11 protein-coding genes are annotated in these 16,649 nt (G+C 31.4%); all 11 read right to left on the bottom strand.

Going from position 1 to position 16,649, the window contains the following annotated elements; translation table 11 throughout:
* Nucleotides 1–12: 12 nt before the first annotated feature.
* The 11 genes from AAA071_RS00640 to AAA071_RS00590 all read right to left on the bottom strand — a co-directional run bounded on the left by AAA071_RS00640 (nt 13) and on the right by AAA071_RS00590 (nt 16,550).
* Nucleotides 13–591: a hypothetical protein gene (locus AAA071_RS00640; protein ID WP_195213253.1), complete on the bottom strand. Its 579-nt coding sequence runs from the start codon at nt 589–591 to the stop codon at nt 13–15.
* A gap of 196 nt (nt 592–787) precedes the next feature.
* Nucleotides 788–2,299 carry an SMI1/KNR4 family protein gene (locus AAA071_RS00635; protein WP_195213254.1) on the bottom strand — a complete coding sequence of 504 codons (1,512 nt, stop codon included), beginning with the start codon at nt 2,297–2,299 and terminating at the stop codon, nt 788–790.
* A 43-nt stretch (nt 2,300–2,342) separates the two neighbouring features.
* On the bottom strand, nt 2,343–2,801 hold the full coding sequence (locus AAA071_RS00630) for a glycosyl transferase family 4 (protein ID WP_195213255.1): 459 nt from the start codon (nt 2,799–2,801) through the stop codon (nt 2,343–2,345).
* Between the two features lie 159 nt (nt 2,802–2,960).
* Nucleotides 2,961–3,380: a hypothetical protein gene (locus AAA071_RS00625; protein WP_004697316.1), complete on the bottom strand. Its 420-nt coding sequence runs from the start codon at nt 3,378–3,380 to the stop codon at nt 2,961–2,963.
* Between the two features lie 28 nt (nt 3,381–3,408).
* Nucleotides 3,409–4,470 (bottom strand): ankyrin repeat domain-containing protein, encoded by a 1,062-nt coding sequence (locus tag AAA071_RS00620; RefSeq protein WP_004697163.1) that lies wholly within the window; start codon nt 4,468–4,470, stop codon nt 3,409–3,411.
* Between the two features lie 196 nt (nt 4,471–4,666).
* The gene (locus AAA071_RS00615) at nt 4,667–5,788 is read right to left on the bottom strand and encodes an FRG domain-containing protein (protein ID WP_004697225.1); all 1,122 of its coding nucleotides are present in this window, start codon (nt 5,786–5,788) and stop codon (nt 4,667–4,669) included.
* Between the two features lie 89 nt (nt 5,789–5,877).
* Nucleotides 5,878–7,656, bottom strand: coding sequence for a GmrSD restriction endonuclease domain-containing protein (locus tag AAA071_RS00610; protein ID WP_349233995.1), 1,779 nt, complete (start codon nt 7,654–7,656; stop codon nt 5,878–5,880).
* Between the two features lie 49 nt (nt 7,657–7,705).
* A complete protein-coding gene (locus tag AAA071_RS00605) occupies nt 7,706–10,756 on the bottom strand; it encodes a type III restriction-modification system endonuclease (protein WP_118091490.1) in 3,051 nt (1,016 codons plus the stop codon).
* Between the two features lie 12 nt (nt 10,757–10,768).
* On the bottom strand, nt 10,769–12,646 hold the full coding sequence (locus AAA071_RS00600; RefSeq protein WP_004697160.1) for a site-specific DNA-methyltransferase: 1,878 nt from the start codon (nt 12,644–12,646) through the stop codon (nt 10,769–10,771).
* Nucleotides 12,646–13,302 carry a DUF4391 domain-containing protein gene (locus AAA071_RS00595; RefSeq protein ID WP_229039582.1) on the bottom strand — a complete coding sequence of 219 codons (657 nt, stop codon included), beginning with the start codon at nt 13,300–13,302 and terminating at the stop codon, nt 12,646–12,648. The genes AAA071_RS00600 and AAA071_RS00595 overlap by 1 nt, the downstream gene beginning before the upstream one ends.
* An 11-nt stretch (nt 13,303–13,313) precedes the next feature.
* Nucleotides 13,314–16,550 carry a helicase-related protein gene (locus tag AAA071_RS00590; protein ID WP_349233994.1) on the bottom strand — a complete coding sequence of 1,079 codons (3,237 nt, stop codon included), beginning with the start codon at nt 16,548–16,550 and terminating at the stop codon, nt 13,314–13,316.
* Between the last annotated feature and the right edge of the window lie 99 nt (nt 16,551–16,649).

Here is a 16,649-nt window from a genome sequence, read left to right as displayed (position 1 = left end):
AAGACTATTTAACTAGCTACCAAGCCATACAACAAATACAGGAATACCTTCATCATTATCGTCAATATCTTCAATTTCATCAGCTTCAAATTCGTGATCATCATAGACTAGATTTTCAAAGAATACATGATCACCGAGCTCTTTATTGGCCATTAAGTTATGTATCTTGAAAAGAAGCTCTTCAGTAGTAAAGTACTGACCATTATCTGCTTTAAGGCGAGCATAGATTTCAACTTGCCACATATCATCTTCTTTATCGTCTTCTAGTAATTCATCTACCTCGTATAAGTGTTCATTAGCGTGAAGCTGACATTTGCTTTCAATCCAAGCTTCATAGCTTACAAAAATTTCAGGCTCTACTAATGGCGGTAAATTATCAGGATTAACTTTATGCTCTTCTAAGCATGTATAAAACTCCTTAGCAAACTCTTCTTTAGTATAGGTAGTTTTATTAAAAACCCAAGGAATTCCCTTAAACTCATGATAATAACCTTCATATATTTTATTACCATCTTTATCAACACCAAGATATTCAATCTTTTCCGTGTTCTCATTTTTGTTAAAAAGGTTTTTGATCATTTCAAAAATCATAATATAATCCTCCTTGTAATCTTTTAAACAATGCTTTGATTTTATTATACCTAACATATTTCTCAATATTCTACATTAATCCCCTATAAAATAACGTAGCCCGAAGCACAAAAGTATATAATTTCTACGTATATAGTAAAAGCCCCTCGCATAGCGAAGGGCTAATCTATTATTGTCTTATAATGTTCTATACTAACTAGCTACCACAAACAATAAAGAATACAGGTATACCATCTTCATTATCTATAAGTCCGTACCCTTCACATTCATGACCTTCGTATTCAATACCTTCAAAGAATACGTGATCTCCTAATTCTTTATTGGCCATTAAATTGTGTAATTTAAAAAGTAATTCTTCTCTAGTAAAATATGTACCATTATCCGCTACAAGATGAGCCATAATTTCTACTTGCCACATGTCATCTTCTTTATCTTCTTCCAGCAATTCTTCGTCGGTAACACGTTCATTATCAAAAAGTTGGTCTTCACTTTCAATCCAAGCTTCATAGGTTACTAGAATTTCAGGTTCTTCTAATCTATCGTCGTCATCTGCTTCATCATCTACATATTTCTTTACATTTTCATTGTATTCTTTGGTAAACTCTTCTCTGCTATATGTTTGCTTATTAAATACCCAATGCACTACATCATATGTAGGATAGTTATCCTCTTCGCGTTCATCAATGTCTCCAGTAGCTTTACCTTCTGTAGTAATTTTACTATTTTTCTTATCAAAGAGGTTCTCAATGGTATCAAAAATCACAGGGTAATCCTCCTTGTAATCTTTTGGCTTGATTTGAGTTAATAAGTATTTTACAACTTCGCAACACCAGCCCAGCTGTTTATCTAAATGGGACTCTTTCGCCATTTTCATACTTGCTTCTATTAACTGTAATGCTTGCTGCACATGTTCAGATTCGTAGCTTTCACCACATCCCAAAAATGCATGAGCATAGCCACAACGATAATACCAAGACCAATCGCGATATGCCTCATCAATACGATTAAATAAATCAATAGCCTCTGCTGCGTGGCCATTATTGTTATACATACGTCCTAAGGTGCTTAATAGTATAGGAGACAAATTATCGATACCCATATTAGTTAACAGTTCCATCGCACGCTTGATATCAATGCCCTCTTGTTCATTAAGGAGCTTAACCTTTTCCGCATCACTTAACGATTGAAACTCTTCATCCGTAATTTCTTCTATACTGATATATAAGTTCTTAATAAAGTCACCAAAATTATCTGCTAAGAGAGTAATTGAATAATCACCTTCTTGGTCTACACGTACAACCTTAGGTTTACCGCTAGGACCACAGTCACGATAATCAAGGAAAATCATATCGTGACCACCAGAAATCGTATCCGCTACAACGACACCGATAGGGGGATATTTTACTTTCGAAATCCAAAATTCATTCCCCATCTCACCTAAAAGAGAGTATTTTTTATCTCTATCGATGCCATATATTCCTGTTATATATACACAATCGTCATCATCATTAATAAAACAATTTTTCTTTACTACACCACCATTATGGTTTTTAAGTAGCTCAATATATGCAGCAGGCAATGTATAACCTAATTCTGCTTCAGCTGCTTTAATATCCTTATCAGTAACCGGTTTACCAATATAGGATTCAAATGCATAGTCAACATCGTTCCAAAATCCAGTCCAATCAAAGTCTTTCAGATTACTCATAATACCCTCTCCTAGTTTAAACCGATATAATCTAAATTCTTAATTACTCATTTATAGAATAAGTTTTGATTAAAGCTTTTACCTCATGTCGTATCAATATGGTATCTACAATATAAGAAAAAATGATATAAGGAGATGCATTTATAATCGCTATAGGCGCTAATATAATTGCTACCCATAATAGATCTAGAGGATATGCATACCACTTAATATCTATGGTATTTAAAATGGGTATCACATAGTCTATGACTCTTAATTCCCATTGCATTAAGGGATTTAGTTCCTCAGTTGTTCCTACTAGCCAAGCAAAGATAATCCCAAAAAGCAAAAAATATAATATTCCAGCTGGAATTAATATCTTCGCTCTCTTTTTTAATAGATTACGACAAATCTCATCTTCTTCCTCTGGTGCTAAATCATATAACATATTACACTGAATCTGAATCCGTCTAAATCGATAGCGAATATACTTATACAAAATGTTATTAGGTGTATATAACATAATAGACTCCACATATAAGTCATACTAGCAAAATCATGGAAAATATATCATCCATCTATGGCAAAATAATGTAAATCTTTGAATTCATTATCCCAGCAAAACTGTATTCCTTCGTAGGATATGGTATATTGCCTTAATTGTTCATCAAATATTACAGGATTAGTCATCGTTTGTACCCATTACATAGCTTTCCATTTTTGGTCTTAAATCTAGTACGACTTCCCAATCATCTAATGATGGTAACTTATGATGTGCAATAAATTCTTCTATGATCTGGAATGCTTCTTGATGTCCTAGCTCATTTTTACCGTATATGATAGCGCCCTTCTCACCATCATTAGTTACACTAAGCTCTATATGTAATAAATCGGTATCTTGATCACTACAAACTTGCACAAAGTTATACTTTTTAGTATCTATCGGAATTGCCTTTGATGGTGATATAACTACAAAATCCTGTTCTTGATCCTCAATAGCGTAGAGATTTTGCTCAACCTCATTCAAGGTAATCCCTTCATACTTATAGTCACCTACATCAATGGACCAATCTGTATATGTTTTCTCAAAAGTATCTATCATATGTATCGCCTCTCCTTTACGATATACATTAGAATAAGTTTTCTAATTGACCTGCCATATCTACCATAAACTCATCAAACTTACAGAGTTCACGTAGCTCCTGATACTCGGTATCATAACAACCAATCTTTTTAGATTTAGGATCCCATACAATTTGCCAATCATTATACTCGCCTAGCTCTTTAGATAAACGCAATAGGTTACGACGACCTACTTTAAATGGAATTGTATCAATTAGAGGGAAAAATTCTATGGATATAAAATCAGAATCTGGCAATTCAAAGTAGAGATTATCTCCCTCTAAAAATAATACTAACGCCTTTGGTAGTTTAAATGATTTTAATTGATCCATTTTATTCTGTAAATCATGATACTCAGCTGGTTCTAGATTTTTAAAATACTCAGCCATTTCCATATCGCCCTTTTCAACAGCAATGCTATAGGGACGCATGCCATCCTTTTCTGTGATGGTCACATCAGCGCCATGTTCTACCAAGTATTTGCACATTTTTAAATCTACGTACCGAGCAGCTACACATAGTGGAGTTGGCTTAAAAGGATATACAAAATCTGGTTTATTGTAATTAATATCTACACCATGATTGATAAAGAAATCTAGGACCTCATAATTTCTATCTGTAATAGCATTTCTAAAAGCTGGACCACCATATTTCTGAACTGTATGGCCTAAGTCATGAATTATCTGTAAGTGCTTATATTGCTTACCATATAAGGCAGCTTGAAAAACATCTACTTTCACACGGTTTAAAGCATGAACATTAGCACCATGAGCCACAACATAGTCTATAATCTCTTTATTACAATACCGTACAGCTAATAAGAAACTTGGGTTTTCCTCATCGTTAAGCTCAGCGCCATTCTCCACTAACCATTGAATACTTGGCAAGCAACACATAACCAAAGCTAATTCTAAGGGTGTATGCTCACTATACTCACCAATTTCTATAGGTTGATTAATATTCCAACCATTGGCTAATGCATTTTCTAACGCGCTAATATTTCCTGTTACAATATCTGTTACGATATGAGGCACTGATTCAAATGTACCTAAATCTTTTAACTGTATCATGTCTCTCTCCCATGAACTATATTTTTAAAATGATTATCACTAATTACATTATATTACATTTATAAGTATGAGTGTATAGTAAAAGCCCCTCGCATAAGCGAAGGGCTTAATCATAATTTTTCTAATATCTGTCTAACACTAATTTAGTCCAAATAGGTTACCATTATATTTATTAAAATCTAATAATAATGTACTATTATATTCTCTTATTATCTAAGAGTGTTTTTAATATATTAATATTTTTTATTAATTCATCATCCTTAATACTATCTGGTTCATGGGCAACTTTATTTCGAAAAGCTCGTAAAGTTTTAAGATACGATTCATCAAATACAGAAGATTTATCTAAAATTAAATTTTTAATGCTGTTAATACTATTACTTTTATAGTTTTGATAAGTTTCTATATTTGACCATAATGTTAAAAAATCACCTAATAATTTTGTATTCGTATTTTTGGTAATTTTATTGCTCAAATAGTATTTAGAATCTTTAATTTTATTACATATTTCTTTCATTATATCATCATTAGGATATAATGCATTTTCACTTATAGGTCTTTCTTCGCCCCAAAACTGTTGATCGTTTTTAAACTTATAAATGGCTAATAATCTTCTATTAAAGTCTAATTCATCCATTTTAATATTATTCTCAATATCTGAAGTAAATTCGGTTTGTACTAAATATCCCTCTTGAAAAAATGGTCTTTTAGCAGCACTAGAGCTTATACTTAGCAATCTTACATTAGTTATATATTCCTCAGAGTCAACAGAGATTCTACCATTTATATATGGAAGGCCAAGTACATAAATGTATCCAATATTATTTTTATTATTTAGTATTGCAAATGAGCAGGCTACTTTTATAGATTGCGTTAAATCTAATAGAGGTGTTTTACATACTTCATAATGTTGTAATATTGAATATTGTAATAATTTGATTTTTTTTATCTCTTTAAGTTCTTCTGAATCAATCCGATCATCTGCTTTAAGCGCATCAATCAATTTTACAGCTGCCTCATTTAATACTTTAAAATCAAAATTTATATTACTTTTATTAGTAGCACGATATATGGTTGGATATAAAGTAGCAATATTATTCTTCGTATAATTATTATTTTGTCCTCGATAAAATAACATTACATCAGGATTCTTATAAGATAGTTCGGCTATCTCCATAATTAAATCATAAAAAGTACTCACCTCTATTGGATTTTCTCTAACTATAGATGTAATCGTTTTCTTTAAATTAATATTTTCATCGCATAATGAACTTAACTTCCTTGTTAAATTTTTTTTACCTAAGAAATACGCTCTCATAAATTATACCTTTAACAGGATTGAATCAAAAAATTTGCTAATAAAATCTAATCATTAACAATACTCACTTTATTGTTAAATTTAAAAATTTAAGCATCTAATTTAACATACGCTTTTTTTATAATTTGGGCCATTAATAATCTACGTTGTTTTAAGAACTCTGAATATGATAACGTTTCAAAATTTAAAGGTAGTGCATTTTGTTCACAAGAAAGATTAAAAGCTTCCTGACCTAGTTTTTGTCTATATTTTTGTACATATTCTAATGGAGAGGCATCAGAAATTTCAATATTTGTAACATAGTCCAAATATGTAAAATTAGCTATTTGATTTCTATCACGATCATCATCATAACCAATAGATTGAAGATAATGCTTAAGAAAAATATGATGCTTATCAATGGCACTTTTATCACCATTTGTTCCTATAATAAAATATCGTGATAAGGGCTCTGTACTAAACAACATAGGTGTACCTAAAACATTAAGTGCTGCTACATATCCATACCAAGCAGGAGATGTTGCTGATGAGCTATTTAGTTCTGATGGTAATGAAACAGTAAAATAATCATCCGTAAACCTATTAGATATAATAGTATCTAAATAGCTAATAAAATCATCTGCCTTACTGATTTTCCGTAAGTCTGCAAATTGCTTTTCTACCTCACTCTCTGTTGAGCCTGTATAAAAACCAGTAATTGTAGACATAAAAATCCACTTACGTATAATCTTATTTAATTTTACGGATGGTACTTTATAATCATATTTTCCAATTAAATACAATACATAGCTAAACACTACAGCATTTGAAGATGCAATCAAACTACTTTTCAAATATCCTGCAGTGGAAAATAAATTCATAAATGCATGCCAATTATTAAGATTACATACAAGATCAAGTGAATCCTTAAATACTTTTAAATTTTCATCACGTACAGATTGAGTTATCTCGCCAGTTTTAAGATTCTTTCCTCTAAGTAACATATAAGCATAACGCAATCGTGCTCGCTTAAACCCAACACCTACGGCCACTCTAATTAAATGTGCCGGACTAACTTGAATGATTTGGTTAAAGGATGTTTTCTCAGCTGGAATTCTAGATTCGGCACAGAACTTGTTAATAAGTTCATGGACCTCATTATCATAAACTGCTAAAAGAGTTTCTATAAAGTTTTTTTCCGTAAGATTTTGTCCACCTGAGTTAACTCTAACAAATATATCTGCAACATCTTCTTCTGTTGCTCTAGAATTAATTTTTAATGTTGGTAAAGAATACGTTTCCAAATTCAAGAGAGCATTAATATTACTTTCAATCAAGTCCTCTTCATCTTCAGTTAATATATCAACACCATTTTTTATTCGATTTTCATTACAGTTTTTAATAAATGATTTACGAAATTTCGCAATATTAAAGTCTTTATGGTCCTTAAACACACTACTTATCGAACTAATCCACTCTTGGTTTCGTTCATAAGCTTGTGTCCACACGGCAAACTCTCGAGTTAATGGGTTATAAGAAATACGTATATTCCGTTCTCTATAATTTTTATCCTTAATGCTTACACCATATAATGCACCTAATAAAGCAGTTAATCGCTGTTGACCATCAATCACTAGATCATCTGGTTGCTTATATAACTTATCATTTTTACCAATATGACCAGTATTCTCATAGTCTTCTGGGGAGGCCCATAACATAATATACCCAATAGGATATCCTTTCATCATAGAGTCTAATAATTCTCTAACTTTATTATCTTTCCATACAAATGGTCTTTGTAAGTCTGGCAATCCAATTCGACCATTTCTAACATCAGATAATAAGTCTGATACCCTGCTTGGAATATTATCAAACAATTCAGTTCCCATTTTATTTACTCCCAATCCCCTCACATTAATTAATTAATTATATAAAAATTTACTTTGTCACAATATCTAGTAACGACTTATAGCTATCAACAACATCAAAAACAACGTCCCCTTTACTGATAGCTTTAAAGTGTTCTCGTGCACAATGTAGTTTGGATTCTTCAATCAAACGAAGTTGCATGGAATTCATAGATCCTTTTGTTTCAGCAACAAAATAAATATGTTTTACAGTACCTTCATAAAAAGCTATTGCCCAATCTGGGTTATATCTACCAACTGGCGTTGATATATAGAATCTATCAGGTAATTTAACATATACAGCCACGTCAGAGTTTATGTCCAATTCAGATGCAAAGTTTTTCTCATTTGTTGAGTCATAAACAATATGATCATATAAATGCTTATTAGCCTTCATTGCATTCGTGCCTAAACGTCCCTTAATTGTTGGATCTGTAAATACATTAGTATCATATTTTTCATCTAATACATCATATGTAATATGCTCAATAATTGCTGTAGCTTTTTCATCATTTATAAGTGATGCAGCTTTAATAATGAACTCTTCTGGATTATCTTTAAATTGATTAAAAACAGCAGATTCAATACCTTGAAGAATCTGTATAATTGCTTTTCGAGTTATCCCTGTCTCATCTACTAGTTTACCGACTAAATCATATTTAACATTTGTGCTTACAGCATTTTTACTTCCATAAGTTGAAGCAGCCTCTTTTACAAAAGATCCTGATGTTTCTAACTCCTCTTTTGATTTAATCTGTTTCATAGTACCAGATTCAACTTTATAGAAAATCTTTGAAACTCGAAGTTTGCTATCTAAAGCTGAAATTGCATTTCTAACAAGCTCATCCGTATCAAAATCAACGACATATACTGATTTGGAGTTTATCTTTTCCCATAATACCTTGAATTCAGGCATAGAAACTTTATCTTCGTCTAACTGAAGCTCAACATTATTACTGCGCGCATTTTCAAATTGCATCGATTTAGCATCATAAATAGATTCAATGATTCTTATAACTGCATCTTTGGAGTCAGATACTTCATCAGCAACCTCTATTAAACCATTAGACTTATCATCATAATATTTATCAGTAAGAGCGCCAGTTTTATCGATGTATCCATTTACAATAAGGTCAAAATGAATGGCACGTCCCAATTTATCATCTATAACCTGTTCGTTATTATGTATATCTTTAATTACTTTTCCAATAAATAATTCAGGTGTGATTGATTTCGGTCTATCGGCAACAGCTTCGGCAATTTCGGCTTGTAACCCCTTTGCAAAACTATCGTAACTTTCACTAGCTATCACTGTAAGAACGTTTACATTATGTACATCACTTCCAAGTACATTTGCATCCATACGTTCCCCATCTTGGTTTACACAAAGACGAAGGCCTCGACCTACTTCTTGACGTTTACGCACATTACTACTACTTTGTTTTAATGTACAAATCTGAAAGACATTTGGATTATCCCAGCCTTCACGTAACGCTGAGTGAGAAAAGATGAATCTAACAGGAGATTTCTTAGGGTCTCTATCTAAAAGAAGTTCTTTATTCTTCATAATAAGATTAAAAGCATCAACATCATCAGATGTTTTCTCTTTTTTATCTTTAAGCTTAGAGTCAACCATTTTTCCTTTTTTATCAATGGAGAAATAACCAGCATGTGTAGAAGATTCAGAAATAGCATTAATATACTTTAAATACTCATCTTCACCAAATTTTGTTTGAAGATTATCAATAATATTCTTATATTCCTCTTCAAACATATCTGCATAGATACCATTAACAGGATCTCCAGAAGTATCATATTGCTTATATTTTGCTACCTCATCGATAAAGAATAAAGATAAAACTTTTATCCCCTTATAAAATAGGTCACGTTCTCTTTCAATATGAGATAAAATGGTTTCTCTGATTTGAATACGTCGAAGTTGATCTTCATTTACTTTGCCAATTACATCACCAGCATAGATTTTTATACCATTAATAAACTCTACCGAATCATCGCGACCATCAATTCTAGATACAACAAAACCATCTTTATACTCTTCCATTTGACCTGAGTTATCATAGAGGTTATAGCCTTCCGAAACAACTCTAGTTATCTTTCTAATACCTTTAGTACCTTTATAGTCAAACTGAATAGTTGCTGTAGGTGCTAACTTTGAGAGATTAATACTTTCCAGATAAACATAACTTTCAGTAGCTGTACTTCCAGATTCAGTAATACCTTTAACAGAAATTTTTTTTACAAGATGCTTATTGTAAGCTTCTAATGCATCTAGTCGATAAATCATATTATAAATACTATCACGCTTATGAGTTGCAGAATAACGAAGAGTCATTAACGGGTTAAATTGTTTTAAACTCTCTTTTGTCTGCTTTCCTTCTACAGATTGCGGCTCATCAATAATTAATATTGGATTTGTCTTAGCAATAATATCTATAGGACGACGAGATCTAAACTCATCTAATTTCATATATATCCGTCTAGCATCTTTTCCTTTAGCATTAAATGCTTGAGAATTTATAATCATCACATTAATAGAGCTATCAGATGCAAATCGATCAATTTCAGTTAGTTGGGCAGAATTATAAATAAAAAATCGGATTTTTTTACCATATTCTTCTGCAAAATGTTCTTGTGTAACCTGAAAGGTTTTATAAACACCTTCACGTATAGCAATGCTAGGTACAACAATAATAAACTTACTCCAACCATAATGTTTATTAAGCTCATACATAGTTTTAATATATGTATAAGTCTTACCTACACCAGTCTCCATTTCAATAGTTAAATTATATCTACCTTCTAGTTTATCAGATGGTTGAATTTGATTATCTCGTTGTATTTTCTTTATTCGACTAAGAATTAAATCATCATTTAATTCTTTTACTATTTTTTGATTACTAAAGCCAGTAAAGTCTGTTTCCTCTGTCAGTGATTGCTGAATGTAACCGGAACCTCTATCCATCATATACGTTGGTGTTAAATAAGGCTGTCCTGCAAACACATCTACTACTGCTTTTGCAGCATCGGCTTGAAATTTTTGATGCTTAAATTGTAGTTTCATGTCTGTACCACCTTAAATAACTTTTATTCTTGTATCTGGAGCTATTGATTTAAAAATCTCACCAACATTTATTTTAGCTGGACTACTAGCAAAACTACTATCTCTAAAAACTGCACGAAGAGGTTGTTTTTTTGCAATATATTTAATAACTGAATCTGGTATATTTTCATTAAAACATGCTACTAAATCGCCATTATTATAATTATGTACGATATATCCTTCTATCTCTTCTGAGTCATATGGCAAAGACAGTGGCAAGCCCCATTCATTGAGACAACCAAATAGTAAATCAAGATCATTACGATCAGACTTAATATTTGACTCTAAATTTGATAATAAATTTTGTGAGTAATCCTCTACTGAATAAAATACATCAGTCATATTAGAATCATCTAGCTTAAAAACACGAAAACCTATATCTAAATTTTCAGCATAAACATTTCCATTACTATTTTCTAGGATTTTTTTTGATGCTTTTCTAATTCTCTCCTGTCCTAGTTCACAAATATTTTTATAACCTTCTTTAAATGCTACAGATTTTGGATCTGTCTTCTCAGGAAGTTGTACTAATATATATTTTCTGTTACCACAATCTTCGGCATTCAATTGCATTACAGCATGAGCAGTAGTTCCACTGCCGGAAAAGAAATCTAGAATAATAGAGTCTTTTTTAGAGTAAAGTTCAATACATCTTTTTATTAATTCAACGGTTTTTGGATAGTCAAATACCATTTTATTATCAAATAGATCTTTTAATGCTTTACTTGCATCTTGTGAATGACCTACCTCACCATACTTCCATATAGTCATAGGCGTAACACCTTGTTTTTTCAGTTCAGACAAAAATCTCTTCATCCGCGGAACCCCATTACCATCTGCTCCAAACCAAATTCTGTTGTCCTGAAGTCTCTCAGAAAAAGCTTTTTCTGAGAGCCTCCAGCTGCGACCAGCTGGAGGCTCAACTATACGCCCACTGGGTGTAACTATTGGATAAATATTGGCTTCAACTGCAGGTCCTACAGATAAATTATCTGACTGCCATACACCTCTTGGGTCATTATCTGGATTGGAATATCGATTATCGGCTTCTTCACTTCGTTTAATGCCATTATTAATAGCTAGAGTCTCATTTTTGGCATAACAAAGTATAAAGTCATGAGACCTTGAGAAATGTTTCTTTAAGTTTATAGGTGCATAAGCTCTTTCCCAAATTATTTGTGCCAAGAAATTATCTTCACCGAATACTTCATCACATATTTTTTTTAGATTTTCTTGCTCATTATCATCAATACTAATAAAAATAACACCATTATCACTTAATAAATTTCTTGATAATAATAATCTGGAATAAATCATGGAACACCAATCAGAATGAAATCTACCATTACTATCAGTATTCTTAAATAACCTATTACCTTCTTCATCTAATTCATTATTCACTTCGGAATATTCTTCACTTGATAATTTAAAATCATCATTATAGATAAAATCATTTCCCGTATTATAAGGCGGATCAATATAAATCACATCTACTTTTCCAAGATAACTCTCTTGCAGGAGTTTTAGTACTTCAAGGTTATCACCCTCAATATATAAATTCTCAGTATTGTTCCACTCAACACTTTGTTCAATACAAGGACGTAAAGTTTTTCGAATCGGCTTATTTGCTTCAACAATAGCTGCTTTTTTACCAACCCATGTAAACTCATAGGCTTCATCACCATCTATGATTTCTTTAGAAAGCATTTGTTTTAACACTTCAAAATTTATAGCTTTTTTTAACTTCCCACTTTCATCTAAAGCTTCTGTAATACAATTAGGAAATAATGATTCAATTTTCTCTATATTTTTTTCAGTCATATCTACTGATTCCATTCTCATTTTTTCCATTATATTTTCTCCAATGCACTTCTTAACTTCTTCAGCTCGGTATTCATTTCTATTTGTTTATTTAGCTGCTTTTCTTTTCGTATTTTATTTTGTAATATACCAATTTGCTTTTGCAAAGTTTCTATTTCTTTATCACGTTCTACAGACTGTTTCAAAGTCTTGGTAGAGTTATCAGATTGTAACTTATCACCAGCAATTTGACGTACTAAGTTTTCATATACATCATCAAGGTTAAGACCTTCAACTTTTACTATTAATTCTGTTTCTTCAAGCCAATTTGTATGATAGTATCTATCAACTTTAGATATTTTCTTTTCTATATTCGTAGATTCCTTATATCCAATCCAAGCCTGGTACTTACCATTGTATTCTAAAATATAAAGAATATGATATGGTATTACATTATCAATAGATTTTAATAAATCAATATCAACTTGTAAGCTATTAAGATTGATTTCAAATACCTCTATCTCTGTTACATATTTTCCTTCAATCAAATTGGTAGTTGTAGACGCAATTTTATTTCTCCAATAAACATTCTTTACCTGATCTACAAATAATCTTTTTAATGAAGATGTAATATTTATATTCTCATAAAACTTAGCCTTAGGAATTCGCCGATTAAATTCTGTAGTTTTTGGTAAACCTAGCATCATGTATCTCCTTCTTATTTAACTACCAAGAAAGAAATAAGCTCAAAGTCATCTAAGCCAGATACTACTGAGATAAGTGCAGAGGTTCCACCAGATGTAAATAAGCTATCAATATCACTTACCTCTTTAGTATCGATAATGGAATGAATTGTTTCACGAAGAAGGTTTGATAATTCCTGCATATCTTTCCCATCATTCGTATCTTCATTAAACTTTTGACATAATTCTAGTATCGGTTCCTTCTTACCTCTACACAATAATCTAATATCATCTAGTAATTGTTTTGGATTTAGATAATCACAGATAATCTCTCCATCCATACTAATATAAACCATATAAAATGGATGAATACTGTTTTGATTATCAATATTTACAGAGTTATTAACATTCTTCAATACAAATATTACACCCTGCGGAAGCTCTTCAGATGATTGAACCACAGCATGTAAGCCTTTAGGTTTAGTATCCATGTCACCATGAGTATTAATATGCTCCAAAAAATCTAGCCTAAACTCATTTAAACCTAAATCCATAATCGAAATACCAGTAGACATATCTTCTATATCTACTATTTCTTCTTGCAAACGTTTAAGCTGTTGCTTTCTATACTCTAAATCTCCTTTCTCCTCGGCATTAATAAGATCATCATCCCCCGTTGAAGACATAATAGAAATCTTCATCCTTGTTTCTACACGACCTTTAAGGTTGATATATTCATCTAAATCCATATCAGGCCAAAAGTTAACAAGTTGAATACTTTCATTTTTACTACCAATACGGTCTACACGACCAAATCGTTGGATAATACGAACTGGGTTCCAATGAATATCATAGTTAATAACACAGTCACAATCTTGTAAATTTTGACCTTCGGATATACAATCTGTAGCAATTAATATATCAATTTCATCATTAATATCCGGCAATAAAACAGATTTATCTTTTGAAATAGGAGAAAAACATGTCAATACATTATTAAGAGTAGCCTTAAAATTCTTAATAGTAGTTTTACCATCAATAGAACCAGTTATAACAGCTGTATTAAGTCCATATTTTTCTTTTATATAAGTACTAACATGTTCATATAAATACTCCGCAGTATCTGAGAAGGCAGAAAAAATAAGCACCTTCTTATTATTACTATTAATTGGATTTTCTATTTTGTCAGAGATAACCTTGAGTAAAGATTGTAACTTGCCATCATATTCAGGTGTTATTACATTCAACATACTCATCAAATCATTTAAAACCTCGATATCTGAAGTAAGTTCAGATCGCCAAGTTTTATAATCCATATCAGCTAAATTAATTTGAACCTTATTTCCGACAGTAAAATATTCTGTATTGCTATCATCGATATCCCACTCGGTATCAGCAGTTTCATACATATCCAAACTACTTGTACCATATTCCTCAAATCGGTTTATCTTATCTACAGTATCATTAATAAGATTATAAATACGTTGTAAGGTAAGTTGAAACGAATTAACTGAACTTTCTAAACGTTTCAACAAATTAACACTCATTAATTTGCGAATACCTTGCTCACGACCTTTTTGGGTTAGCTCATTCCCTTTATTATGTGTTAGATTAATATATTTTTGAATTTTACTTGGAAAAATATAGTTAGACGGTATATAGATACAAAGGGAAAGCTTACTTAATTCTTCATAAATTTGATTATAATTTGTAGCAGATTCTAAATTAGTAAGTACTGGTCTTAACGAAATAGGTTTCTTTCTTGTAGGAAACTTACCAATGTCAGAGGTATCATAATATTTTTCAATATGCTTCCTCGATCGCGCAATCGTAACACTATCCAATAATTCAAAGAAATCAAAATCTAATGTTTTTAACAAAGCATCTGTTGTTCGTTCCACAACATCTAGCTCACTCCAAGCATTAAATGCTCGTTGCGCTTGTCTAAATATTTCATCAATCGACTTGTTTGTACCTAGTTTATTATCAATTAACGAAGTGTCACCTTCATAAGCTATGGCTAATTGGTTTTTCAAATCAATAAATCTATTATTAACTGGTGTCGCAGAAAGCATCAATACCTTTGTTTTCACACCAGCTCTAATAATCTTATCCATCAATTTCACATACCGATTCTCCACAGTATTAGCATGAGTACCAACACCATTACGAAAATTATGAGATTCATCTATAACGACCAAATCATAGTTTCCCCAATTTAAACGATTTAAATCAAGGCCATTCGAAAAGCCACCAGGTCTTGATAAATCTGTATGGAATAAAACGTCATAATTAAGACGATCCGCAGCAATTAGATTATTTACATAATTATCTTTATAAGTATTCCAGTTCTCTGCTAGCTTTTTAGGGCAAAGAACAAGAACACTTTTATTACGATTTTCATAATATTTTACAACAGCTAATGCGGTAAATGTTTTACCTAAGCCAACACTATCTGCGAGAATACAACCATTATATCGTTCTAGCTTGTTTATAATGGCAAGTACTGCATCTCGCTGAAAGTCATATAACATATTCCAAATTTTACTTTGTTTAAACCCTGTAGCTTCATTGGGTAATTCATCAGTGGAGATATCATTGAGAAACTCACTAAATACATGATATAAAATCAAGAAATAAATAGACTCTGGTGAATTTTCATTATAAACAGAAGTCATATTGTCTATAACAATATCCGTAACATCTTGAAGTTTATTTTTATCATGCCACAGGCTTTCAAATAAGTTAATGTACGTATCAGCAAACGGTGATTCAAATCGATTAACAATATTATAAGTATTATTACCACGTTCACAACCAATATCAACTGTGGTAAATCCGTTAATAGGCATATAAGTAATAGCAGAATTAGAATTCGTTACATTTACAAAGCCAGTCATATTCTCTCCCGTAATATTAGACTTAAAGATTGCTTTTCGTTTAATCCACTCTGCACATTCTTTTGCTATAGCCTTCTGGTTCATTTCATTACGAAGTTTCAATTCAAACTCTGTACCATATAAGCTAGTCTCACGATTCAATCTAGGAATATAAAATTCTCTCTTTTTCTTCTCTGTTTTTTCTTTAACAAATGTTGGTGCTGTAAAAATAAATCTACACTCATCTATTTGTTCCAACTGCTCTTTCAATTCTTTATAAGCATAGATGGAAAAGCAAGCAGCAGCAATCGATATTTTACTCCCTTTATTTATTGTAGATATCATATCATCACGAACAATATCATTAATATTATCAAAAACTTTGACATCCATCAGTATAACCCCTTACCTCTGAACTAATTACCCCTATTACATTCTGAACTTATATTTATAATCCTATTATATAAAAAAATCAGACAATCTGAAAATTAT

The organism is Veillonella parvula, from assembly GCF_040097785.1.
Taxonomy (GTDB): domain Bacteria; phylum Bacillota; class Negativicutes; order Veillonellales; family Veillonellaceae; genus Veillonella; species Veillonella parvula_D.
This window is presented reverse-complemented; position numbering and strand designations above follow the sequence as displayed.

Excerpts from the sequence above, each read along its gene's own strand:
- AAA071_RS00640 (WP_195213253.1), bottom strand. The coding sequence starts at position 591 with ATGATTTTTGAAATGATCAAAAACCTTTTTAACAAAAATGAGAACACG.
- AAA071_RS00635 (WP_195213254.1), bottom strand. The coding sequence starts at position 2,299 with ATGAGTAATCTGAAAGACTTTGATTGGACTGGATTTTGGAACGATGTT.
- AAA071_RS00630 (WP_195213255.1), bottom strand. The coding sequence starts at position 2,801 with ATGTTATATACACCTAATAACATTTTGTATAAGTATATTCGCTATCGA.
- AAA071_RS00625 (WP_004697316.1), bottom strand. The coding sequence starts at position 3,380 with ATGATAGATACTTTTGAGAAAACATATACAGATTGGTCCATTGATGTA.
- AAA071_RS00620 (WP_004697163.1), bottom strand. The coding sequence starts at position 4,470 with ATGATACAGTTAAAAGATTTAGGTACATTTGAATCAGTGCCTCATATC.
- AAA071_RS00615 (WP_004697225.1), bottom strand. The coding sequence starts at position 5,788 with ATGAGAGCGTATTTCTTAGGTAAAAAAAATTTAACAAGGAAGTTAAGT.
- AAA071_RS00610 (WP_349233995.1), bottom strand. The coding sequence starts at position 7,656 with ATGGGAACTGAATTGTTTGATAATATTCCAAGCAGGGTATCAGACTTA.
- AAA071_RS00605 (WP_118091490.1), bottom strand. The coding sequence starts at position 10,756 with ATGAAACTACAATTTAAGCATCAAAAATTTCAAGCCGATGCTGCAAAA.
- AAA071_RS00600 (WP_004697160.1), bottom strand. The coding sequence starts at position 12,646 with ATGGAAAAAATGAGAATGGAATCAGTAGATATGACTGAAAAAAATATA.
- AAA071_RS00595 (WP_229039582.1), bottom strand. The coding sequence starts at position 13,302 with ATGATGCTAGGTTTACCAAAAACTACAGAATTTAATCGGCGAATTCCT.
- AAA071_RS00590 (WP_349233994.1), bottom strand. The coding sequence starts at position 16,550 with ATGGATGTCAAAGTTTTTGATAATATTAATGATATTGTTCGTGATGAT.